The sequence below is a fragment of the Streptomyces sp. R41 genome (assembly GCF_041053055.1).
Classification (GTDB): Bacteria; Actinomycetota; Actinomycetes; order Streptomycetales; family Streptomycetaceae; genus Streptomyces.
In genome coordinates, this window is sequence record NZ_CP163443.1 from 10,413,741 (window position 1) to 10,433,867 (window position 20,127).

Annotated in this window: 19 protein-coding genes; 7 read left to right on the forward strand and 12 right to left on the reverse strand. The window is 70.1% G+C overall.

The genetic code is table 11. The annotated features are described in order from the left end of the window. Nucleotides 1–217 precede the first annotated feature (217 nt). Nucleotides 218–811, reverse strand: a complete 594-nt coding sequence (locus AB5J53_RS47515) for a dihydrofolate reductase family protein (protein ID WP_369251871.1) — start codon at nucleotides 809–811, stop codon at nucleotides 218–220. Nucleotides 812–964: 153 nt separating this feature from the next. Here AB5J53_RS47515 and AB5J53_RS47520 point away from each other — a divergent pair, with 153 nt between their 5' ends. Next, a complete protein-coding gene (locus tag AB5J53_RS47520; protein WP_369251873.1) occupies nucleotides 965–1,975 on the forward strand; it encodes a sigma-70 family RNA polymerase sigma factor in 1,011 nt (336 codons plus the stop codon). A 180-nt stretch (nucleotides 1,976–2,155) separates the two neighbouring features. Here AB5J53_RS47520 and AB5J53_RS47525 read toward each other — a convergent pair whose 3' ends face one another. The 7 genes from AB5J53_RS47525 to AB5J53_RS47555 form a co-directional block, all read right to left on the reverse strand. Then, the gene (locus AB5J53_RS47525; protein WP_369251875.1) at nucleotides 2,156–4,147 is read right to left on the reverse strand and encodes an acetoacetate--CoA ligase; all 1,992 of its coding nucleotides are present in this window, start codon (nucleotides 4,145–4,147) and stop codon (nucleotides 2,156–2,158) included. Between the two features lie 30 nt (nucleotides 4,148–4,177). Further along, on the reverse strand, nucleotides 4,178–4,756 hold the full coding sequence (locus AB5J53_RS47530; RefSeq protein WP_369251877.1) for an RBBP9/YdeN family alpha/beta hydrolase: 579 nt from the start codon (nucleotides 4,754–4,756) through the stop codon (nucleotides 4,178–4,180). Then, entirely contained in the window at nucleotides 4,753–6,102 is a 1,350-nt protein-coding gene (locus tag AB5J53_RS47535; protein WP_369251879.1) for an MFS transporter, read from the reverse strand. Before AB5J53_RS47535 ends, AB5J53_RS47530 begins: the two co-directional genes overlap by 4 nt. Nucleotides 6,103–6,133: 31 nt before the next feature. Next, nucleotides 6,134–7,048: a TauD/TfdA dioxygenase family protein gene (locus AB5J53_RS47540; protein WP_369251881.1), complete on the reverse strand. Its 915-nt coding sequence runs from the start codon at nucleotides 7,046–7,048 to the stop codon at nucleotides 6,134–6,136. 39 nt (nucleotides 7,049–7,087) lie between these two features. Next, nucleotides 7,088–8,062, reverse strand: a complete 975-nt coding sequence (locus AB5J53_RS47545; RefSeq protein WP_369251883.1) for a quinone oxidoreductase — start codon at nucleotides 8,060–8,062, stop codon at nucleotides 7,088–7,090. Nucleotides 8,063–8,168: 106 nt separating this feature from the next. Next, complete coding sequence (locus tag AB5J53_RS47550) at nucleotides 8,169–9,221, reverse strand: 3-keto-5-aminohexanoate cleavage protein (protein WP_369251885.1); 1,053 nt, start codon at nucleotides 9,219–9,221, stop codon at nucleotides 8,169–8,171. A gap of 336 nt (nucleotides 9,222–9,557) precedes the next feature. Then, nucleotides 9,558–10,568, reverse strand: a complete 1,011-nt coding sequence (locus tag AB5J53_RS47555) for an AraC family transcriptional regulator ligand-binding domain-containing protein (RefSeq protein WP_369251887.1) — start codon at nucleotides 10,566–10,568, stop codon at nucleotides 9,558–9,560. Between the two features lie 164 nt (nucleotides 10,569–10,732). Between AB5J53_RS47555 and AB5J53_RS47560 the strand changes: the two genes are divergently transcribed. Continuing rightward, a complete protein-coding gene (locus AB5J53_RS47560) occupies nucleotides 10,733–11,845 on the forward strand; it encodes a TauD/TfdA family dioxygenase (RefSeq protein ID WP_369251889.1) in 1,113 nt (370 codons plus the stop codon). Next, on the forward strand, nucleotides 11,842–13,335 hold the full coding sequence (locus tag AB5J53_RS47565) for a long-chain fatty acid--CoA ligase (RefSeq protein WP_369251891.1): 1,494 nt from the start codon (nucleotides 11,842–11,844) through the stop codon (nucleotides 13,333–13,335). The genes AB5J53_RS47560 and AB5J53_RS47565 overlap by 4 nt, the downstream gene beginning before the upstream one ends. 349 nt (nucleotides 13,336–13,684) lie before the next feature. Here the strand turns inward: AB5J53_RS47565 and AB5J53_RS47570 are convergent, their stop codons facing one another. Next, a complete protein-coding gene (locus tag AB5J53_RS47570; protein WP_369251893.1) occupies nucleotides 13,685–14,506 on the reverse strand; it encodes an SAM-dependent methyltransferase in 822 nt (273 codons plus the stop codon). 721 nt (nucleotides 14,507–15,227) lie between these two features. Between AB5J53_RS47570 and AB5J53_RS47575 the strand changes: the two genes are divergently transcribed. Continuing rightward, nucleotides 15,228–15,947 (forward strand): DUF6461 domain-containing protein, encoded by a 720-nt coding sequence (locus AB5J53_RS47575; protein ID WP_369251895.1) that lies wholly within the window; start codon nucleotides 15,228–15,230, stop codon nucleotides 15,945–15,947. Nucleotides 15,948–16,190: 243 nt separating this feature from the next. On the opposite strand, the gene AB5J53_RS47580 is transcribed toward AB5J53_RS47575, so the two are convergent. After that, nucleotides 16,191–16,610: a nitroreductase family deazaflavin-dependent oxidoreductase gene (locus AB5J53_RS47580; RefSeq protein WP_369251897.1), complete on the reverse strand. Its 420-nt coding sequence runs from the start codon at nucleotides 16,608–16,610 to the stop codon at nucleotides 16,191–16,193. Beyond that, a complete protein-coding gene (locus AB5J53_RS47585; RefSeq protein WP_369251899.1) occupies nucleotides 16,607–16,999 on the reverse strand; it encodes a nuclear transport factor 2 family protein in 393 nt (130 codons plus the stop codon). The genes AB5J53_RS47580 and AB5J53_RS47585 overlap by 4 nt, the downstream gene beginning before the upstream one ends. Nucleotides 17,000–17,101: 102 nt before the next feature. Between AB5J53_RS47585 and AB5J53_RS47590 the strand changes: the two genes are divergently transcribed. From AB5J53_RS47590 to AB5J53_RS47600, 3 genes are all read left to right on the forward strand, one after another. Then, nucleotides 17,102–17,767, forward strand: a complete 666-nt coding sequence (locus AB5J53_RS47590; protein WP_369251901.1) for a TetR/AcrR family transcriptional regulator — start codon at nucleotides 17,102–17,104, stop codon at nucleotides 17,765–17,767. A gap of 103 nt (nucleotides 17,768–17,870) precedes the next feature. Next, on the forward strand, nucleotides 17,871–18,824 hold the full coding sequence (locus AB5J53_RS47595; RefSeq protein WP_369251903.1) for an LLM class F420-dependent oxidoreductase: 954 nt from the start codon (nucleotides 17,871–17,873) through the stop codon (nucleotides 18,822–18,824). Between the two features lie 409 nt (nucleotides 18,825–19,233). Next, on the forward strand, nucleotides 19,234–19,377 hold the full coding sequence (locus AB5J53_RS47600) for a hypothetical protein (protein ID WP_369251905.1): 144 nt from the start codon (nucleotides 19,234–19,236) through the stop codon (nucleotides 19,375–19,377). Here the strand turns inward: AB5J53_RS47600 and AB5J53_RS47605 are convergent. Next, on the reverse strand, nucleotides 19,374–20,090 hold the full coding sequence (locus tag AB5J53_RS47605) for a transposase (RefSeq protein WP_369251907.1): 717 nt from the start codon (nucleotides 20,088–20,090) through the stop codon (nucleotides 19,374–19,376). The two genes, AB5J53_RS47600 and AB5J53_RS47605, sit on opposite strands and share 4 nt — an antisense overlap. Between the last annotated feature and the right edge of the window lie 37 nt (nucleotides 20,091–20,127).

The window sequence follows — 20,127 nt, forward strand, 5'->3', positions numbered from 1 at the left end:
AAGTCGCCAGGCCACGAAGGGACCTTGCGCGGCGGCGGGCACGGCACGAGCACCCAAGCGCCGGTCTGCCACCCCGGCTGCCTCTGCCCACGGTCAGGTTGTCGGGACCTTGCGGCCCACCGTCGGCTGAAGCGGGCCTCACCCTGCACCTCTGGTGAGGCCCGCCCCGCACGGCGAGCCGAAGTGGGCTCTCGCCGGCCGTCATCGACGCAGGGGGCTACGCGTCTCGGACGGGCTGGTAGGTGAGGAAGGCGAGGCCGTCACCAACGGTGCGAGTGTCGATGAGGCGCATGGGTTTCCTGTCGCTGATCTCGCCGAAGAGGCGCTCGCCGGCCCCGAGCACGACCGGCAAGATGGTGAGCCGCAGTTCGTCGACGAGGTCGTGCTCCATCAGCGTGTGCACGAGCTGGGTGCTGGCGTAGACGACGATGTCGCCGTCCAGCTCCTGCTTCAGGTTCGAGACCTCGTCCACCACGTCGCCCTTGAGAACCCTGCCCTTGAATGCCGTCGAGTTGCTCCACTTGGGCTCTTGGAGGGTGGCGGACACGACGTACTTGGGCAGGCTGTTCAACCTGTCCGCCCACTCGCCACTGCGCGACAGCCATCGCGCGGCGAACCATTCGTCGCTCCGCCTGCCAAGCAGCAGGGCCTCGGCGCCCAGGGCCTCGTCGAGCTCGAGCTTGGCCCATGCATCGCGGTCCGCGTCCCCCATCTGGAGGAACCAGCCGCCGCGGCTGAAGCCCTCCTCACCGGTCGGGTCCTGGACGACTCCGTCGAGCGAGACGTTCTCGCTGATGATGATCTTTCCCATCGTGGTGCTCCTTGGTCGGCGTTGTCAGCTACCACTGGGGTAGACACGGCGGCGTCGGGAAAGGGGGCGCGCGCCGACCGCCCCCTTCGCCCTTCGGCCGGTGTCCATACACGATGGAAGTGCCAAAGGGTGTGGGAAGAAGGTGAGGCGAGGGTGGTAACCGGCGACCTGATGTCCCAGGCGCGGGCCGGGGATGGCGAGGCGTTCCGGGAGCTGACCGAGCCGTACCGCCGGGAGCTGCAGGTGCACTGCTACCGGATGCTCGGCTCGTTGCAGGACGCCGAGGACGCCCTGCAAGACACGCTGCTTGCCGCCTGGCAAGGCTTCGCAAGGTTCGAGGGGCGCGCCTCGCTGCGCACCTGGCTGTATCGGATCGCCACCAACCGGTGCCTCAACGCGCGCCGGTCGGCCGGCCGACGGAAGGCCAAGGAATGGGATGTGCCCAATGTTGAACCGCCGGAGCCGACCCGGCTCGGCGAAGTCGTCTGGCTCGAGCCCTACCCCGACGCGCTCCTCGAGGGTGCCATCGACGCTCCGCTCGGCCCGGAGGCCCGCTACGAGCAGACCGAATCCATCTCCCTGGCCTTCGTGACCGCCCTACAGGTCCTGCCGCCACGCCAGCTCGCCGTGCTCATCCTGCGTGACGTCCTCGGATTCCACGCCGGCGAGGTGGCCGAGATGCTGGACTCGAGCGTCGAGTCGGTCAAAAGCGCCCTCAAACGGGCGCGCGCCGGCCTGCAGCAGCGACGGCCCACGACCGACGACCGCGAACCGCCGCCCGCCTGCGAGTCACCCTCGGAGGATGCGATCGCCGCGAAATTCGTCCGCGCATGGGAGTCCGCCGATCTCGATGCGCTGGTGGCCCTGCTGACCGACGACGTCTTCATGTCGATGCCACCGATGCCCTTCGAATACCAGGGCCGAGACGTCGTGGCCCGCTTCTGCGCCAGCATCTTCCGCGCAGGTCGCAGGTTCGACCTCATCCCCACGCGAGCCAACGGCCAACCGGCGTTTGGAGCCTACCTGCGCGCCCCCACCGGCATCCGCCATGGGACCGGCCTCTACGTCCTCACCCTCACCGGCGACCGGATCTGCGCCATGACCCGCTTCGACAACAGCGTGCTCCCATGGTTCGGGCTACCGCGATCACTCCCCAGCCGATAACCAGCTTCCCCGCGGCTGCGGATGTGCGCGGCAGCGAAACATACTCCGGCGGATGTACTGGTGCAGCTGCCAGCATCCAACGTGCATTCCTTCAGGTGTCGTGGGAAGAGGCCCGCCCCGGCGAGCGGCTGGGCATCGGCCTCGTCGGCGTGACGCGAGCGTGCCGGCACCTGGATCCGCTCACCGACCCGGCGTCGTACGGCCTGCGAAGTCGGCGAACCAGGAGAGCATCTGTGGGTGGGTGACGGCTCCTTCGCTGCTGACATCGGCGACCCGGGCACCCTGCAGGATGCGCTTGACCGGTACCTCGAGCTTCTTGCCGGTCAGCGTGCGCGGGACGGCGGAGATCGGGACGATGACATCGGGCACGTGCCGCGGCGACAAGTGGTGCCTGATGGCGGTGACGATGCGTTGGCGCAGACCCTCGTCGAGCGTGGCGTCCTCCGTCGTCACGACGAACAGCGGCATGAAGTAGCCACCGTCGGGTTGCTCCACGCCCAGGACGAGACTGTCGGTGACTTCGGGGAGCTGTTCGACGACGGCGTAGATGTCGGCGGAGCCCATGCGCACGCCCATGCGGTTGAGCGTGGAGTCCGAGCGGCCGGCGACGACGACCGACAGGTCGGCGTCGATGGTGACCCAGTCGCCGTGTCGCCAGACACCGGAGTAGGTGTCGAAGTAGCCCGCCCGGTAGCGGGTGCCGTCGGGGTCGCCGACGAAGTGGAGCGGCATGGACGGCAGGGGCGCGGTGACCACCATCTCGCCCTGCGCCCCGGTCAGGGGCTGCCCGGACGCATCCCAGGCGGCGAGTGCGACGCCGAGCGCCGGGCCTGGGATGCGGCCCACCCGTACCGGCAGCAGTGCGGAACCGCCCGCGAGGACGGAACAGACATCGGTGCCACCGCAGATCGACTGCAGCCAGACGCCGGGGGCGAGTCGGTCGTGGACCCAGCGCCAGGTGCTGGGGGGCAGGGCCGAGCCGGTCTGCAGGATGGAGCGCAGCCGACTGAGGTCGAAGGCGGCCGCGGGGTGGGTGCCGGACTTCTCGACGGCGGCGAGGTAGGCCGCGCCCAGGCCGACCATGGTGGCGCCGGTCCGTTCGGCGATCCGCCAGGCCCCGTTCACGTCGGGGAAGGTCGGGCTGCCGTCGTACAGAACGATCGTGCTGCCGTGCAGCAGACCGCCGACCATGAAGTTCCAGACCATCCAGCTCGTGGACGTGATGAACAGATAGCGGTCGTCGGGGCGCAGATCGGCACCAAGTCCGAGGGCCTTGAGCAGTTCGACCACGATGCCGCCGTGACCTTGGACGATCCCCTTGGGCAGTCCGGTGGTGCCCGATGACCAGAGGATCCACAACGGGTGGTCGAAGGGCACGTCGGCGAACTCCAGCGGCTCTTCGGCGGCCGGCAGCGCTGACCAGACATGGTGGTCCACCCCGGGCGGCGCCGGCCAGGCTTCGGCCGACGCCGGGAAGAGATGGTCGACAGCGAGGACGTGGCCGAGTGTGGGCAGCCCCTCGGCGAGCTCCGCGACCGCGGGGCGCCGGTCGTACTCCTTGCCGCCGTGGCGGTAGCCGTCCGCTGCCACGAGCACGACCGGCCGTGCCTGCCGGAGCCGGGCGAGGACGCTCGGAGTGCCGAAGTCCGGGGAGCACGCCGTCCACACGGCGCCGACGGCGGCGGTGGCCAGCAGCGCGACGACGGCCTGCGGGAGGTTGGGGAGGTATCCGGCCACGCAGTCGCCGGGCTCGACGCCCATGCGGCGCAGGGCCGCCGCGACGTCGGCGACCTGTCGGCGCAGCTCCTCCCACGAGGTCTCGACGGGCGTGGCGTCGCCCTCGGCCAGGCTGACCAGCGCCGGGCGGGCGTCGGTGGCCTGGGCCAGGCACCGCTCGGCGAAGTTCAGCCGGGCGCCGGGGAACCAGCTGGCGCCGGGCATCGACGCCTCGGCCAGCACCTCGTCGTAGCCGGTGACCGCGTCCAGCCCGTAGTACTCCCACACCGCCGACCAGAAGCCGGGCAGGTCGGTGGAGCTCCACTGCCACAGCGCGGCGTAGTCGGCGAAGTGCAGCCCCCGCGCCTCGTCCAGCCACTTCATGAAGCACGCGACGTTGGAGTCCTCCAGCTCGCGGCGACCGGGAGACCACAGCAGGTCGGTGTCGGTGTTCATCGTTGCCTTCCGGGGGTTGCACTAGGGAGCTCAGCCGAGCTCGAGTTCGCGGAGGAGTTCCTCCGCACGAGGCCACGGGCCGTGGCCGGAGGCGGGGTTGAGGTGACCGACTGCGCCCAGTTCCACGAGGCGGCCGCACCAGGCGCGGGCCAGATGGGCGACCCGTTCGACGGTGCCGAGAGGATCGTTGGAACTGGCCGCGACGATGCTCGGGAAGGGCAGCGGCGACCGGGGGACCGGGAGCCAGCCGTTGGCGTCGAGCACCTCGCGGGCGGGGTAACCCTCCGGCAGCGGCGTCTCGAAGTCCGGCGGGGTGACCAGGAGAGCGCCCCTGACATCGGCCTCGTGCCACTGCGACCAGTGCACGGTGGTGATCACGCCGGCGCTGTGGGCGACCAGCACGACCGGCCCGTCCACCTCCGAGATCACCTTGGCGAGGGCGGCGACGCGGGCCTCCCGGCTGAGCTGGTCCTGTGTCAGCGGGGGAACGGTACAGACCGTGCGCCCCGCTTCTGTGAGCCGGTTCGCCAGCAGGGTCTGCCAGTGCTCCTCGACGTGGTCGCGCAGACCGGGGACGATCACGACCACTGGCTCGGTCGTACGGCTCATGAGGACGCCTTCGCTTCCGCCGGCTCCGCCACCGGGGCGAGCCCGGTCAGACGGCGCAGATCACGGTCGTAGTAGTGGCGGCCGATCAGGAAGGCCGCGGTGGCGGCGAGCGCGGTGAGCGGGACGACCCGCATCGCGCCGAGCAGGCCCCACCGGTCAGCGAGCGCGCCGGTGAGCGCGGGCCCGGGGGCGAGCCCGAGCAGGCTGTTGGCCAGGGTGAGGGTGGCGAAGGCCGTCGCGGAGATGGAGGCCGGGGTCAGATTCGCCACCATGGCGGCGGCGGGACCGGCCGTCCCGGCCGAGAGCAGGGCCCCGGCTGCCAGGACCAGCAGCTGCGTCGGACCGGTCGGCAGGTGGAACGCCGCCATCAGCAGGACGAGCGAGCCGATGCTGCAGGTGATGGCCACGGCCCACTTCCGGATGGGCAACGCCCGGCTGATCCGGTCCGAGGCGATCCCGCCGACGATCATGCCCATGCCGATGATCAGTACGAAGACACCTGCGGTCGCGCCCGCCTTCGCGGTGGGCATGTCGTAGTAGCGGTTGAAGTAGCTGGGCAGCCAGGCCATGAGCGCGGCGGCGATGAACAGCTGGAGTCCACTGCCCACGTAAGCGCTGATCACCGAGACGGAGGAGAACAGCCGCGGCAGGAGTGCGCGCAGCCGGTCGCGAGCGTCGGCGTCGGCCTTGGCGACGGTGGAACTCGCCTGTGGTGCCAGCCTCTTCTCCGTGACCACGACGCCGTAGACCGCGGCCAGCACGAGGCCGAAGATGCCCATGACGCCGAACGCCCAACGCCAGCCGAACTGTTGGGCCACGGCGCCGCCGATCGACACGCCCAGGACCGAGCCGAAGGCCCCGCCCGCGATGAAGGCGCCGGAGAGGGTGGCTCGCAGGGCGACCGGGAAGATGCTCAGGACGACGGCGATGCCGACGCTCCCGTACGCGGCCTCACCGATGCCGACGAAGAGGCGGCCGACAAACATCTGGCCGTAGCTCGCCGACACGGCGCACCCCAGGGTCGCCACGCTCCACAACACCGCGGCGAGCAGGAGGCTCCTGACCCGGCCCCAGCGGTCCGCCATCAGCGACATGGGGAAGGTGAGCAGGCCGACCGCCAGCGCGACGACACCGCTGAGCGAGCCCAATCTCGCGTCGGAGAGCAGCCATTCGGCCTTCAGCATCGGGAAGACGGCGTTGAGCACCTGCCGGGACATGTAGTCGGACAGCAGCAGGCCGAAACTCAGGGCGAAGACCACCCAGGCATAGCGCCGGGACACCGGCCATCCGGACGAGGACGTCGTCTCCGTCTCCGGAAGGGGCTTCGCAGTGGTGTGCAACTCCATTGTCATCACCTCACGCGCTGTTGAAGGAAGGTCAGAAAGGTCTGTCGCCGACGATTCCGGCGCGTTCCATCCGGCGGACGGCGGGCCAGTAGTCCTGCACGGCGTAGTGCTGAGTGGAGCGGTTGTCCCAGATGGCGACGCTGTTCGGCGTCCAGCGCCAGCGCACCTGGTACTCGGGGACCGCGGCCTGGCCGGCCAGGTAGTTCAGCAGGAGGCTCGCGCCCGGGGCGAAGTCCTGCCCGAAGCGCACCCGCTCGGGCGTGTGGTAGTTGACGAAGTGCGTCGCGAAGCTGTTGACGAAGAGGATCTTCTCGCCGGTCTCGGGGTGGGTGCGCACCACCGGGTGCTCCGCGTCGGGGAACCGGGCCTTGAGCGCGTGGCGCCGCTCCTGCGGCATGACGGCACCGAAGGTGGCCTCGATGCTGTGCCGGGCCCGCAGGCCCTCGATCTGCGTCCTGATGTGCTCGGGCAGCCGGCGGTAGGCCTCGGCCATGTTGACCCAGATCGTGTCGCCGCCCACCGGGGGCGATTCCACGCACCGCAGTACGGCGCCCATGGACGGGTTCTCGCGCCATGTGCCGTCGGTGTGCAGGGCGTTCTCGTAGTGCTCGGCGGGGCTGTCCAGGTCCTTGTAGATGCGGACCAGGCCCGGGTGGTCGGGGTCGCTGCCCGCCACGGGGTGGTCCTCCAGCGGGCCGAAGCGCTCCGCGAAGGCGACGTGCTCGGCACGCGTGATGTCCTGGTCCCGCAGGAAGAGGACCTTGTACTGCAGCAGCAGGGCCTTGATCTCGGCGAACAGATCGTCGTCGCGTGAGGCGTCGGCGAGGTTCACGCCGAACAGCTCGGCGCCGATGGCGCAGGTCAGTGGTTCGGCCTTGAGGGAGTTGCGGGAGTTCGGGCGCACCAGCGCGGGCGCGCCCTCGACTGGGCTGAGAATCTGTTCCATGGTGCTTCCTCCTGGAGAGGGTGGTGATGCGCGTGGTGCTCAGGGGAGGAGGACGGACGATCCCGTGGTCCGCCCGGCCTCCAGCGCGCCGTGCGCCTCGGCGGCCTCCTCGAGCGCGAAACGCTGATTGATCTCGATGCGGATACGTCCGTCGGCGACGTGGCCGAACAGCTCGCCCGCCAACTCGGCGCGCTCCGCAGGGTCCGCGATGTAGTCGGCAAGCGCGGGGCGGGTCACGAAGAGGGAGCCGCCGATGGCCAGTTGCATCGCGTCGATCGGCGGCACCGGCCCGGAGGCCGTACCGAAGCAGACCAGCAGGCCGCGGCGGCGCAGCGAGGCGAGGGAGGCGGCGAACGTCGTCTTGCCGACGCTGTCGAAGGCGACCGGCACCCCGGCGCCGTCGGTGAGCTCGCGCACCCGCTGGGCGACGTCCTCGCGCCGGTACTGGACGACGTGGTCGCAGCCGTGGGCGCGGGCCAGCTCTGCCTTCTCCTCGCTGGAGACCGTTCCGATGACCGTGAGGCCGAGGAGCTTCGCCCATTGGCACACGATCAGGCCGACACCGCCCGCCGCGGCGGTCAGCAAAATCGTGTCACCGGCCGTGAGCGGGTGGATCCTGCGCAGCAGGTAGGCGGAGGTGAGGCCGCGCATGGTCATCGCGGCGGCGGTCTCGCAGCTGATCCCGTCCGGCAGTCTGATCAAGGAGTCGGCGGGCATGACGCGTTCGGTGCTGTACGCGCCGAGCGGGCTGCCGGTGTAGGTGACGCGGTCGCCCTCGGCGACGTGCGTCACGCCCTCGCCGACCGCCTCGACGACCCCCGCGGCCTCGACGCCGAGTCCGGCGGGCAGCGGCGCCGGGTAAAGGCCGGTGCGGAAGTAGGTATCGGCGAAGTTGAGTCCGACGGCCTCGTGCCGGATCCGCACCTCGCCCGGGCCCGGGTCGCCGACGACGACCTCCTCCCAGTGCAGGACCTCGGGACCGCCGGTCTCCTTGAAGCGAATGGCGTGCGCCACGGTTGTGCTCCGTTGTTCGTGGGGCGAGAGGAAGAACGGGGCCGCCGGTGCCGGGGGAGGGCCCCGGCGGCCGTGTGGTTGTCGCGCGGACGCGGGTACGGCGAGATCAGACGTCGCGCAGCATGAAGCCACGCCGACCGGGCCGGCGGTTGGGCACCATGCCGAGCTGGGCCAGGGTCTCGTCGGCGTCCGCGTAGTACTCGCCGAGCTTGTAGATCTTCTTGGCCTCGGCGCCGGTCGCGATGTCGCGGCCGAGCGCTTCGGAGATCTGGACCATCTGCTCGACCTGCTCGACGGTGGTCATGCGCTCGCCCTTGCGGCGCCAGAGGTTGTCCTCGTTGCCGACACGCACGTGCGCGCCGAGCGCGATGCCGATCGCGTTCATCGGTGCGACGGCACGCATCGAGCTCTCGATGGTGAGGACGGCGCCGTCGGGCGTGCGGCGGACGAATTCGATCAGGTCGGCGGGGTGCCGGCCCGCGAAACCGCCGCCGATGGCGACGTAGTTGAGGATCAGCGGGCCGGTGTAAATGCCGGCCCGGATGAGCCGCTCGACGGTCTCGAGCTGGGCCAGCGTGGCGAGTTGGAAATGGGGCTGGATGCCGCTCGCGCGCAGGCGCTCGAGGTGCTCGAGGTAGAAGTCCGGTCCCGCCTCGACGACCATGTCGCGGTAGGCCTTGTAGTACTCCGGTTTTGCGATCGAGGTGCCATCGAGGTCGTCGTCGGTCATGATCTCGACGATGTTCATCTGGCTGGTGTTGATCGCGATGGTCACCTGGTCAGGCGCCGGCGTGAGGTCGGCCAGCAGGTGGCGGGTGTCGTAGCTGAGCCACTTTGCCTCGCTGCCCTCGTCCTCGGGGGCGAAGGAGATCGACCCGCCGATCTGCAGCACCATGTCCGGCACCGCCTCGCGCAGCCGGCCCAGCAACTCGTTGAACATGGACATCCGCTTGGAGCCCTTGCCGTCGAGCTCGCGGACATGGATGTGCAGGACGGTGGCGCCCGCGTTGTGGCAGTCGACGGCTGCCTGCACGTGCTCATCCATGGTGAGGGGCAGGTCGTCGGCGTCACCGGGCAGCCACTCGGGCCCGTAAGGAGCGGCCTGGATCACCAGCTTTTCCTGGTTCTCAGGGAAGAGTGAGTCGTCATGGAAGTGCACGGTCCGTCTCCTTCGTGGGATCGGCGATCACTCGCTGGGGCATCGCGGAGTGCGACGCGAGGGGCTGGGACGCCCGGCGAGGATCGGAGCGGGGCAGCGGAGGGACACCGGGCCCACTCGGCCCCCGTACGATCGGCTGGTCCGGAGGGAGCGTGCTCCAGGGGGAGTTGCACGGCCCTCCGGAGGCCGACCGCCTCCGCGGTGCTGCCAAGGTAGGGCCGAGCGTGGGCGGACGTTTGACCCCTCGTGACGGTTGACTTGTCATTTGGGGACATGGGTGTGAGCCCGCCATGCCGGTCGGCATATGCCGACCGGCGGATCTCGTGCCCGGCGGCGTCAGCCCTGTCGGGAGCTCCTCCGGTTGCGCCACTCCCGCGCGCTGCATCCGAAGTGCCCGCGGAACCAGCGTGAGAACGCGCTGAGTGAGGAGAAGCCGAGCAGATCGGAGATCTCCGTCAGGGAGCGGCGCGGATTGGCCACGAACTGCTCGGCGAGTCGTGCACGTGTGGTGTCGAGCAGCGAGGAGAACGTCTCGCCCGACGAGGCCAGATGCCGGTGCACGGTGCGGCGGTCGACACCCAGACTGCGCGCGACCTGGTCGACGGAGCAGCGCCCGGTGGGCAGCAGGGCTTCGATCAGTTCGCGCACCCGGTCCGGCTCGGACGTGTCGCGGGGGACCGCGATGGCTTCGAAGTACTGTCGGGCGTAGGTCCGCAGCTGCGGGTCCGCCATCGCGTTGGGAGCGTCGAGATCGCCGGCGTAGAAGACGATGCCGTCGAACTCGCGGTCGAACTCCACTCCGAGGCCGAACAGGCGTCGGTGGGTACCGGAGTCCGCCGGGGCGGCGTGGGTGAACCACACGGACAGGGGCTGCCACCGGGGCTCGAGGAATCCGCGGAGTACCCGGAGGTAGGCGCCCACCGCCAGTTCGGTGGCCTGCCGGGCCCGCATCGCCTCACCGAGTCGCACGTCCACCTTGAGCGTGGCCAGGCCGTTTCCTTCGGACAGCCGGGTGTGCAGGGCCTCGTTGTACATGTGCTCGTGCCGCAACAGCACCCCGAGCGCGCTGCGCACGTCGGGCTCCTCGCGGACGACCAGGCTGATCGGGCCCAGATTGGAGAAGCGGCGGCGCTCCGCCAGGAGCAGGCCGAAGTCCTCGTGATGCGAGGCGGCTGCCGAGAGCTCCAGAAGATGTGCCGTGGCCGCGCCGGAGATCCACCGGTCCTGGACCGCGAGATCCGCGGTGTCCAGCCCCACCCGCTTCATCAGGGCCTGCGGGTCGATGCCGAGCGAACGGCTCAGCTCGACATAGCCGCTCAACGCCGCGGTGCGGACAAGAGGCTTCATGGGCGTTGCTCCCGCCGTGCGTGTGTCCCGAAAAGCTAAATCCGGAGTCACCTGAGGTCAAGCATGGGGGCGCGGCGCGACCTAGCATGACACCCGCTGAACAGCCCCGGACCCCCGCGGCGGCGGGTCCGGGACCGGCGCGGCTGGGCGATACGGAGGTGGACATGACCGGCAGGACGGGAGCGGGTGACGTGTCGCGCGAGTCCCGGGAGGGCCCGGCGGGATGGCGGGGCGCGGACCTGAGAGGAACCGAGGAGTGGCTCCTGCGTCTGTCCCCCCGGCAGCAAGCCGAACTCGCCGAGGCGCTGTCCACGGCACGCCGGCGCGGTGCCACCCTGCTGAAGCTGACCGCCGCAGATTTTCCGCTGCCGACCCTCGCCGGCCGGCTGCAGCGGATCGGCGACGTACTGGAGCACGGACACGGGTTCGTGCTCATCAGGGGCATCCAGGTCGACCGGCTGAGCGAGGCGGCCGCGAGCGCGGTCTTCTGGGGCCTGGGCCAGTACCTGGGACGGCCCGTCTCGCAGAACGCGGACGGGCACCTGCTCGGCCACGTCAGGGACACCGGCCGCACCATGGCCGATCCGGCAACGCGCGGGTACCAGACGCGGGCAGCGCTGCCCTTCCACACCGACGCCGCGGATCTGCTCGCGCTGCTGTGCCTCAGGACGGCCCGCTCCGGCGGCCGCACCTCGCTGGTCAGCTCGGCGGCGGTGCACCATGCGGTACTGGAGATCCGCCCGGATCTGGCGGAACGCCTTTGCCGTACGCACTACTTCGACCGGCGCGAGGAGCATGCCCTCGGCGAGCCTCCGTACCTCACCGCCCCGCTCGCCACTCGATCCGCAGGGTGGCCGAGCCTCCGCTACCACCGCTCCTACCTGGAGTCCGCGCAGCGCTTCCCCGAGGTGCCCCGGCTGGAACCAGCGGACCTGGAGCTGTTCGACCTCATCGACGAGCTGGCGGGCTCCGCGGAGTTCCGTCTCGACGTCGACCTCGAGCCCGGCGACATGCTGCTGCTCAACAACCACGCGATCATGCACGCCCGCTCGGAGTTCGAGGACTTCGAACCGCCCGGGCTCAAGCGCCACCTGCTGCGCCTGTGGCTGGACGCCAGGGACGGCCGCGGCTCCGACGCAGGCCGCCACGGAGTCGCGCCGCGCGACGTCGTCCGTCCCCGCAGTCCGCTCACGACGCGGCACTCCCAGGCGGCGGTCACGGCTGTGCCCGGCACTGCGCGGGGCGCCCGAACAAAACCAAGGAGACTGCCTACATGACCAACCTCGCCACGTTCCTGGTGGACTCCGCCGCCTCCAGGGGCGACCACATCGCCGTGCGCCACGACGGCACCACGCTGACGTACGCTCAGCTGAACGAGGCCAGCGCCCGTGTCGCCGCACTCCTGAGCGCCCGGGGGCTCAGGCCCGGCGACCGCGTCGCGCTGACCATGCCGAACGTCCCGCTCTTCCCGGTGCTCTACTACGCCGTCCTGCGGGCCGGCGGCGTGGTGGTGCCGATGAACCCGCTCTTGAAGGCACGCGAGGTGGCCTTCACCCTGCGCGACTGCGGGGCGCGGATCGCACTGGCGTCCCCGCTGTTCGCGGACGAGGTCGCGAAGGCCTGCGCCGAGACCGGGACCGTATGCCTCTTGACCGAGCCCGGGACCTTTGAGGACATGCTGCCGGCCTGTGAACCCATGCCGGGCATCGTCGACCGGTCAGGCGACGACCCCGCCCTGATCCTCTACACCTCGGGCACCACCGGGACGCCGAAGGGCGCCGAACTGTCGCACTTCAACCTGACGACCAACACGGCCACCACAGCAGGGACACTCCTTCAAGTCGGCCCCGACGACGTGCTCTTCGGTGGCCTCCCGCTCTTCCACGCGTTCGGCCAGACCTGCGCGCTCAACACCGCCGTCGCCGCGGGCGCCACGCTGACCCTGCTGCCGAGGTTCGAGCCGCGGCGGGCCCTGGAGATCATGGCCCGGGACGGCGTCACCGTCTTCCTCGGCGTGCCGACGATGTACGCCGCGCTCCTGCACGCCGAGTTCCCCGAAGGCTTCGACGCCGCCCGGCTGCGCCTGGCGGTCTCGGGGGGCTCCGCGCTCCCCGTCGAGGTGCTGCACGGCTTCGAGCGGCGCTTCGGCGCCACGGTGCTGGAGGGTTACGGACTCTCCGAGACGTCCCCAGTCGCCGCCTTCAATCACCCGGGCCGCCCGCGCAAGGCGGGCTCGATCGGAGTGCCCATCCGTGGGGCGGAGATGAAGCTCGTCGCCGAGGACGGCGGCCCAGTGCCGCCGGGCGAAGTCGGCGAGATCGCGATTCGCGGCGAGAACGTGATGACGGGCTACTGGAACCGTCCGGAGGCGACGGCCGAGGCGATCCGCGACGGGTGGTTCCACAGCGGCGATCTGGCCCGTGTCGACGAGGACGGCTTCTACTTCATCGTCGACCGCAAGAAGGACCTGATCATCCGCGGCGGCTACAACGTCTACCCGCGTGAGATCGAGGAGGTGTTGTACGAGCACCCGGCCGTCGCCGAAGCCGCGGTTGTCGGCGTGCCGGACGCAGTTCACGGTGAGGAGGTCGCCGCGGTGATCACGCTGCGGCCCGGCGCCGACGCCACGGCCGAGGAGATCCGCGACCACGTCAGGGAGCGGGTGGCGGCCTACAAGTACCCGCGGATCGTCACGTTCACCGACGAGCTTCCCAAAGGCCCCACCGGAAAGATCCTCAAGCGCGAGATCGTCGTCACCGGCCCGTGAAGCACCTCAACATACGTATCGTCACCGACGAGCCGCCGGTGACGATACGCGCCACGATGGGCCGATGAGGACGTTCCTCATGCGTACGGGAAGCGCCCGCTCGGCCCCCCGCTGGACCAGATGTGCGCGTGACGAGGACCGCCTGGCGGTCGAGCACCGTGACGTGCCGGGTGTGGTGCAGCAGGGGCAGCCGCTTGCCCGCGCACGGGCGCTTCAGCGGTACGGTGCAGGCTCCCTCTCGCGTTCGCTGTGTGGCGTTGACCGCTGAGGCGGTGCTTGGGTGAGGTAGGCCGCGCAGGAGTGCCGGGCGAACGCTTTGCCGGAGTGCTCGGGCGCGGGCAGAAGGTGATCAGGCCTTGCGTCCCACGCCACCGAACATGGCCACCTCATCAGGCAGATCGGAGTCGCCTGCGCCGTCCGGACGCCACCGGTTGCAGGAGACCACGCCGGGTTCGAGGAGTTCCAGCCCGCCGAAGAACTCGGCGACGGCGGCGGGGGTGCGCTGCGTCAACTTCGGCGTGCCGTGCTCGTTCCAGAACGCCACCGCGGCGTCGACATCGGGCATGTCCGGCCGCGTGATGGTGTGCGAGAGGACGAGGTGGCTTCCCTGGGGCAGCGCGTCCATGAGGCGCCGCACGATGCCGTACGACTCCTCGTCGTCCTCGATGAAGATGACGACGCCGAGCAGCACCAGCGCCACGGGTTCAGTGAAGTCCAACGTCCGGGCCGCCTGCTCCAGGATCGCGTCCACGTTGCGCAGATCCTCGTCGAGGTAGTCCGTACGCCCTTCCGGCGCGCTGGTCAGCAGGGCGCGGGCGTGCGCGAGCACCAGCGGGTCGTTGTCGACGTAGACGATGCGCGACTCCGGTGCCACGCGCTGAGCGACCTCGTGTGTGTTGTCGGCGGTGGGCAGGCCGGTGCCGATGTCGAGGAACTGCCGTATCCCGCGCTCGCCCGCGAGGTGCCGTACGGCGCGCCCGAGGAACAGCCGGTCGGCGCGGGCGTAGTCGCCGATGCCGGGGTGCAGCTTGCGTATCTGGTCCCCGGCTTCCCGGTCCACCTCGTAGTTGTCCTTGCCACCCAGCCAGTAGTTCCAGATCCGGGCCGTGTGCGGCTGGTCGGTCTTGATTCTCCTGCGCACCTCGCTCGACGCGGCGGGGGTCTCGGTCACGGGATGTCCTCCAGATCAGCCGATAATCGCTCAAGAGGCAACCTAGCGGCAGGAGTTGATAACCGCGACTCCGCCCACCAGCGGACAGAGGACGGCGACCGGACACGGGACTCGCTGTCGGCCAAGGGGCGGTCGCGCCAGGCCACCGTGTCCGGGAGTGCGCCGAACTGGACGCCGTCATCGACCGGGCCCTCGACCGGGACGGGCAGGATTTGAGTACGCGGCTGCGCGAGGAGATCACCTGGCACGTCGACACCTGCGCCGCCTGCCGGAACTGCGCGACCTGCGGACCGCTCAGAGAACGTCTGGTGTGGCGCTACACCCTGGTTCTCATCCTGGTGCCGGCTGCGGGTGAGCTGCGTGAGCGGTCAAGGACGCCGTTGAGCAGGCCTGTTCACCAAGCCCGCCGCGGTCCGCGACCGGGACGTCCGGCGAAGTGAGCGATGAGGACGGAAGCGACGAGGAGATGGTCAACCTGCGGTCGGTCGGTTTGACCGGCACCAAAGGTGGGGGCGGTTGGCCGACCTGGCGAGTTGCTGTTCCGGCCGGCTTTCCGTGCAGGGCTGACCGACTGTGATGTCAGCGGTGCGTGGTGGGATGGCGGGATGAAGCACGGCGGAGGTCACGCCGCATCCAGGTGGCTCCAGCTATCAGTAAAGCGCTCCTGAGTAGGCCGCGGCGGCGCCCCCCGGTGTCAGTGGCCGCTGGCAGGATGCGCTGCATGACGTCAGCCGCCGCAGCCGATTACGGCTGGATACGTTCCTCGTCCTCGCCGTTCAGGTACGCGCTGGAGGTCGGGTACACCCTGACGCTGGTGCGGGGAGTCTCGCCTGCGGAGCTGCTCAGCTTGGCGGGGGTCGAGCCGCGGGGTGTGTGTGATGGGCTCGACAACCTGATCGAGCAGCACCAGGAGCTCATCCACGGATCCGATGACTGGGCCGAGTCCATCCTTGCGGGAGCATGCACCGTTCGGGGCGAGGGAGGGGAGTGGACCCTCGCTCTGGTGTTCGGCGGCGATCTGGGGTCGCCTCACTTCATGGAAGCCCTCTCCGCGGGGACCTGTGCTGTCTCTCATTCGAGTAACGGGGGGAAGCCCATGCACTTCTTCCACTGGCACGAGAACGGGGAATTGCGTACCTCCTTCGAGTGGCCCTCGGTCAGAACCGGCAGCACGCCGGACGAGCTGAGCGCCGTGATGAGGGAGGTCGGTCTCAATCCCACAGGTGACCAAGCTCCCGACGTCGACAGCAAAGCGGCGGTCTTCGCACTGGCCGAGCGCCTGACGGGCGTACAGGTGACCCAGGAACTGCTGACGACGGCCGGATACCTGACGGGCGAGGTGCCGGAGGAGCCCGCGGAGGACTGGGACAGCATCACCATCGACATGACGGATGCGCACGGCGAGCGGACTTACGTACACCTTCGACGCGATCAGTTCTGACGCGGGATGGGTGGTAAGGATGCGCGCCCATCCCGGCTCCCCGGAACGTCTTCGCCCGTGGGATCGTCGTGCCCGATGTACTGCCGCGATGCGCCGACCCCAGCTCCTGCCCTGCCCCGTGATTGTCGGCGCGGACGCTACATGTCGGCACGGACGCTACCCGTCGGCTTCGGCAGCATGGCCAACCTTCGGAGTCCGCTCGGCAACACCGAATGCAGCCACGCACACGCGTGGTGCAGGACGTCAGCGGAGCCTGCGGGAGCGGACGATCCGGAACGTGGGATGGTCGGCGGGGTCGGGGAGTTGGCGGAAGGTCTCGGCCACGGTGGGGAAGCGGCCGAACCGTTCGAGGTAGACGCCGATCAGTGGCGAGCGCTCGTCCGCCGGGACCTCGAACGCGTCGAACTCCTCCAGCCGGCCCTTGCGTTCCAGCCGTCCGCTCCCCGCGGCACGCAGGTTGCGGGACCACTCGGTGTGGCCGCGGGGCGCGATGAGGTAGCGCTCCCCGTCGTGGTCGAGGACAGCCACCGGCACGCTGCGCCAGCGGCCGGTGGTACGGCCGCGGACGCTCAGGGTGCTCAGCACCGACCGGGCGAAGAGCTTGGCCATCCGGTTGCCGATCACCCGTGCTCCCCACGGAGGGCGCAGGTAGGGGGCGCTCATGCGGACGTCCGGGTGGCTGCGGGGTATTGGAGGGGGCCGATGTGGACGCCTGCGAGCAGCCAGCGGTCCGCGCGGCGCACGGCGACGAGCGAAACCCGGAAGCGTCCCGAGCTGTCCTTGCCCCGCACGCTCGTCTCCTGGGCCTGGACACCCACCACGACCGCAGCGCCGCCGTACGTGCGTACTTGGGGGTCCTCCACCGCGAACGCGCGGTTGTCCAGGCCCTTGCTGAAGCGGTCGAGCCACTGCTCGCGCGAGATGACGAAGCCCACGGGGCCGATGCCGGTGAAGTCGTCGGTGAGGAGCTCGTCGAGCAGCCTCGCGTTGTTCTGCTGTTCCGCCACGGCCCACCGCTCCACCAGGTCGAGGATGTCGGCCGACGCTGTCATGGGACCCCCTTGGGGCAGGTTGCTGGGACGTTATTTATGGTGACTCCATATATAGGGTCACCGTAGACTCTTTGTCTCCCCCGAATCCGGACAGAGGTGACGATGGGGCTTCGCGAGCTGAAGAAGGAGCAGACGCGGACACTGATCGCGGACACCGCCTGGCGGCTGTTCGCCGATCGGGGATTCGACGCCGTGAGGGTCGCCGAGATCGCCCGCGAGGCGCGGGTCTCCGAGGCCACCGTCTTCAACTACTTTCCGCGGAAAGAGGACTTGCTCTACTCCCGGCTCGAAGACTTCGGGGAACGGCTCGTCGCGGCCGTCGACTCCCGGCCGGCGGGCGAGTCGGTCCTGGACGCCGTACGGAACTTCCTGACCAGGTCGTCCGGAATCCTCGCCCAGCTCGAGGCCGGCGACCACGAGGCGCTCGTACGACTGCGGACGGTCAGCCGCATGATCGCCGACAGTCCCGCGCTGCGAGCCCGCGAACAGCAGGCGATCGCCGGCACTACGGCCGCACTGGCCGCACGACTCACGGCGGAGACCGGAGACGGCGGCGAGAGCGCCGACTCGGGTGCTCCCGCCGTCGACATCACCGCGTACGTGGCCGCGAACGCGCTGATGGGTGTCCATCGCGCGCTCATCGACCACGTACGCCGACGTGTCCTGGCGGACGAGGCCCCCGACCGGCTCGCTGCCGACGTCCGCGCGTACGGCGCCCAGGCCTTCGCCCTCCTCGCGCAGGGCTTGGCCGAGTACGGCATACGGTGATCCGGCGACCGCGACGAGGCCTGAACCGTAGGCGTGGGCAGGGCCATTGGGACGCGCGCGCACAAGGTGTCGGCGTCGCGCCCGAGCAACTACCGTGGCGTGCATGGACATCAGCGTGGTCGCCGCGGCGCGCGAGGACGACAGCCCCGTCGACGAGCCGTTGCGGGTGGCCGAGCTGGCAGACCGGCTCGGGTATCGCGAGGTGTGGGCCGGGGAGGGGCCGACGTGGGACGCGTTCGTGCTCGCCACGGCGATCGGGCTCCGCACCGAGCGTGTCGCGCTGACGGCCGGACCGGTGCCCGTCTCCGTACGCGACCCGTTGACGATCGCCCGAGGTGCCGCGTCGGCCGCCGCCGTCATCGGCCGCCCGGTAGGGGTGGCGCTGGGCACCTCCAGCAAGCGGGTGGTCGAAGGGGTGCACGGGCGGCCCCGCACCCGGCCCGCGGCCGTACTGGCCGAGAGCGCCGAGGCGGTGCGCAGCCTCCTGCACGGCGCACCAGGCGAGGAGATCGTGCCCGGGAGCGTCTTCCGGCGCCGTCATCGGCCGCCCGGGGGCGCGCTCACCGTGGCGGCGTTCGGTGACCGCGCGATCGCCGCGGCCGCCGGGTACGCCGACCGGATGCTGCTCGATGTCGTCTCTCCGGAGCAAGTCCGGGTACTGTGCGCCAAGTTGACCGCGGCCGCGGAGCGGGCGGGCCGTACGCGGCCGCGGCTCGCCGCCTGGCTGCCCGCCGCCGTCGACCCCGAGCCGGAGTCCCTCACCCAGGTGCTGCGGAGCATCGTCGGCTATCTGACGGTACCGGGCTACAGCGACGTGTTCACCGCCGCCGGCTTCGGCGAGGCGGTGGAACTGGCCCGCTCCGGCGCCGCCCCGGACACCCTGCTCGCCGCACTCCCGCCCGAGGCCGCGCGCACGGTCGCCCTCGTGGGCGACGCTGCCACCGTCCGCGGTCGCATCGACGCCTACGCGGCGTCCGGCCTGGACCAGATCGCCGTGGTCCCGGCCACCGCCGCCGACCCGGCCGGGGAACGGACGCTGACCGCACTGGCCGGCTGACCGCGCCCGGCTCGTGGGCACACCCCAACCCATCTGCTGAGGTGGGGACATGAGCGACTTTTGTGCGCGCTCGGTTCGACGTTCGTGAAAGACGGCAGGCGGAGTTCGAGGACGTCGCCCTCGCGCTGGTGAAGGCGGACGGGCGAGGAGGCCGGTACGCGGACCTACGGGTGGTTCACGGTCTGGGGCGGCAGCTAGTTCGTATGGGGGAGCACGACGACGAGGACGCGGCCATGGTGCACCCGGAGCATGCGGCGGAGCTGCTGGCGCGGGTCCGGCAAGAGGAACGCGCGTTCTGAGCCTGGCCACCATCGAAGTCCTCCGTCACACCGGCAGGCGCATCGAGGAGTCCCTTGAACTCGCCCACCACAGCTTCGTCGCCTACCGGTTGCCCACCACCGGCGAGATCGTGCCCATGCTGCAAGTCGTCGCCCCGTGCAAGCTCGACCAGGACCGGCTACTGCTGGTCTCACCGGAACTCGGCGAGGTGCTGACGGCGATCAACGACCGCGTCCGACGCGGGCACGCAGCCATGCCCCTGGTTTCCTGCTAGGGCCTGAACGGAAAATCTCCCCGCGCCGAGGCAGGCTGCGCCCATCGTTGGCCAGGGGTTGGACGGAGTTGCTGGTCAGGCTGCCGGTGCGAGGGTGACGTCGTGGCCGAGGGCCTTGAGCTGGCGGACCAGGTCCCGGTCCGGCGGGTGGGATCGACGAGGTGCTGGTGGTAGTCGGAGCCAAGGTCGGTGTACGGGGTCCCGGGTTCGTTGAGCAGGTGCCAGATGACGACCAGGAGTGAATGGCCGACGGCGACCAGGGCTCTCTTGCGGCCGCGGCGTTTGACGATGCGTTTGTAGCGGGCGCCGAGGAAGGTGTTGGACCGGGAGGCGGACAGCGCGGCCTCGCCGATGGCGCCCTTGATCCAGGGGTTGCCCTTGCCGGTGGGGCCGGACGTGTTCTTGCCTCCGGACCGCACGGTCCGTGGTGCGAACTTCGCCCACGAGACGAGATGGTCGGCGGTGGGGAAGACGGTCATGTCCGGGCCGAGTTCGGCCGGCAGCATCTGGGCGGTCCGTACTCCGACGCCCGGGATGGTGACCAGCTTCGCCACCAGGTCCGCGCCGGCACCGGGCTGGCTGGCACCGTTCGGATCAGGGCACGGCAGCTCCTCGACGGCCTTGGTTGTCCGCAGGGTCAGTGCGTCGATCTGGTCGCCGAGGAAGTCGATGTTGTCCAGCAAAGTCCGGCCGACCACAAGTGCATTGGTCATCGGGATCCAGGAGTGGCATTGGCAGCCCGCGGTGCTT

Coding starts and splice junctions, on each gene's coding strand:
- AB5J53_RS47515 (WP_369251871.1), bottom strand. CDS start 811: ATGGGAAAGATCATCATCAGCGAGAACGTCTCGCTCGACGGAGTCGTC.
- AB5J53_RS47525 (WP_369251875.1), bottom strand. CDS start 4,147: ATGAACACCGACACCGACCTGCTGTGGTCTCCCGGTCGCCGCGAGCTG.
- AB5J53_RS47530 (WP_369251877.1), bottom strand. CDS start 4,756: ATGAGCCGTACGACCGAGCCAGTGGTCGTGATCGTCCCCGGTCTGCGC.
- AB5J53_RS47535 (WP_369251879.1), bottom strand. CDS start 6,102: ATGGAGTTGCACACCACTGCGAAGCCCCTTCCGGAGACGGAGACGACG.
- AB5J53_RS47540 (WP_369251881.1), bottom strand. CDS start 7,048: ATGGAACAGATTCTCAGCCCAGTCGAGGGCGCGCCCGCGCTGGTGCGC.
- AB5J53_RS47555 (WP_369251887.1), bottom strand. CDS start 10,568: ATGAAGCCTCTTGTCCGCACCGCGGCGTTGAGCGGCTATGTCGAGCTG.
- AB5J53_RS47560 (WP_369251889.1), top strand. CDS start 10,733: ATGACCGGCAGGACGGGAGCGGGTGACGTGTCGCGCGAGTCCCGGGAG.
- AB5J53_RS47565 (WP_369251891.1), top strand. CDS start 11,842: ATGACCAACCTCGCCACGTTCCTGGTGGACTCCGCCGCCTCCAGGGGC.
- AB5J53_RS47575 (WP_369251895.1), top strand. CDS start 15,228: ATGACGTCAGCCGCCGCAGCCGATTACGGCTGGATACGTTCCTCGTCC.
- AB5J53_RS47580 (WP_369251897.1), bottom strand. CDS start 16,610: ATGAGCGCCCCCTACCTGCGCCCTCCGTGGGGAGCACGGGTGATCGGC.
- AB5J53_RS47585 (WP_369251899.1), bottom strand. CDS start 16,999: ATGACAGCGTCGGCCGACATCCTCGACCTGGTGGAGCGGTGGGCCGTG.
- AB5J53_RS47590 (WP_369251901.1), top strand. CDS start 17,102: ATGGGGCTTCGCGAGCTGAAGAAGGAGCAGACGCGGACACTGATCGCG.
- AB5J53_RS47595 (WP_369251903.1), top strand. CDS start 17,871: ATGGACATCAGCGTGGTCGCCGCGGCGCGCGAGGACGACAGCCCCGTC.
- AB5J53_RS47605 (WP_369251907.1), bottom strand. CDS start 20,090: ATGACCAATGCACTTGTGGTCGGCCGGACTTTGCTGGACAACATCGAC.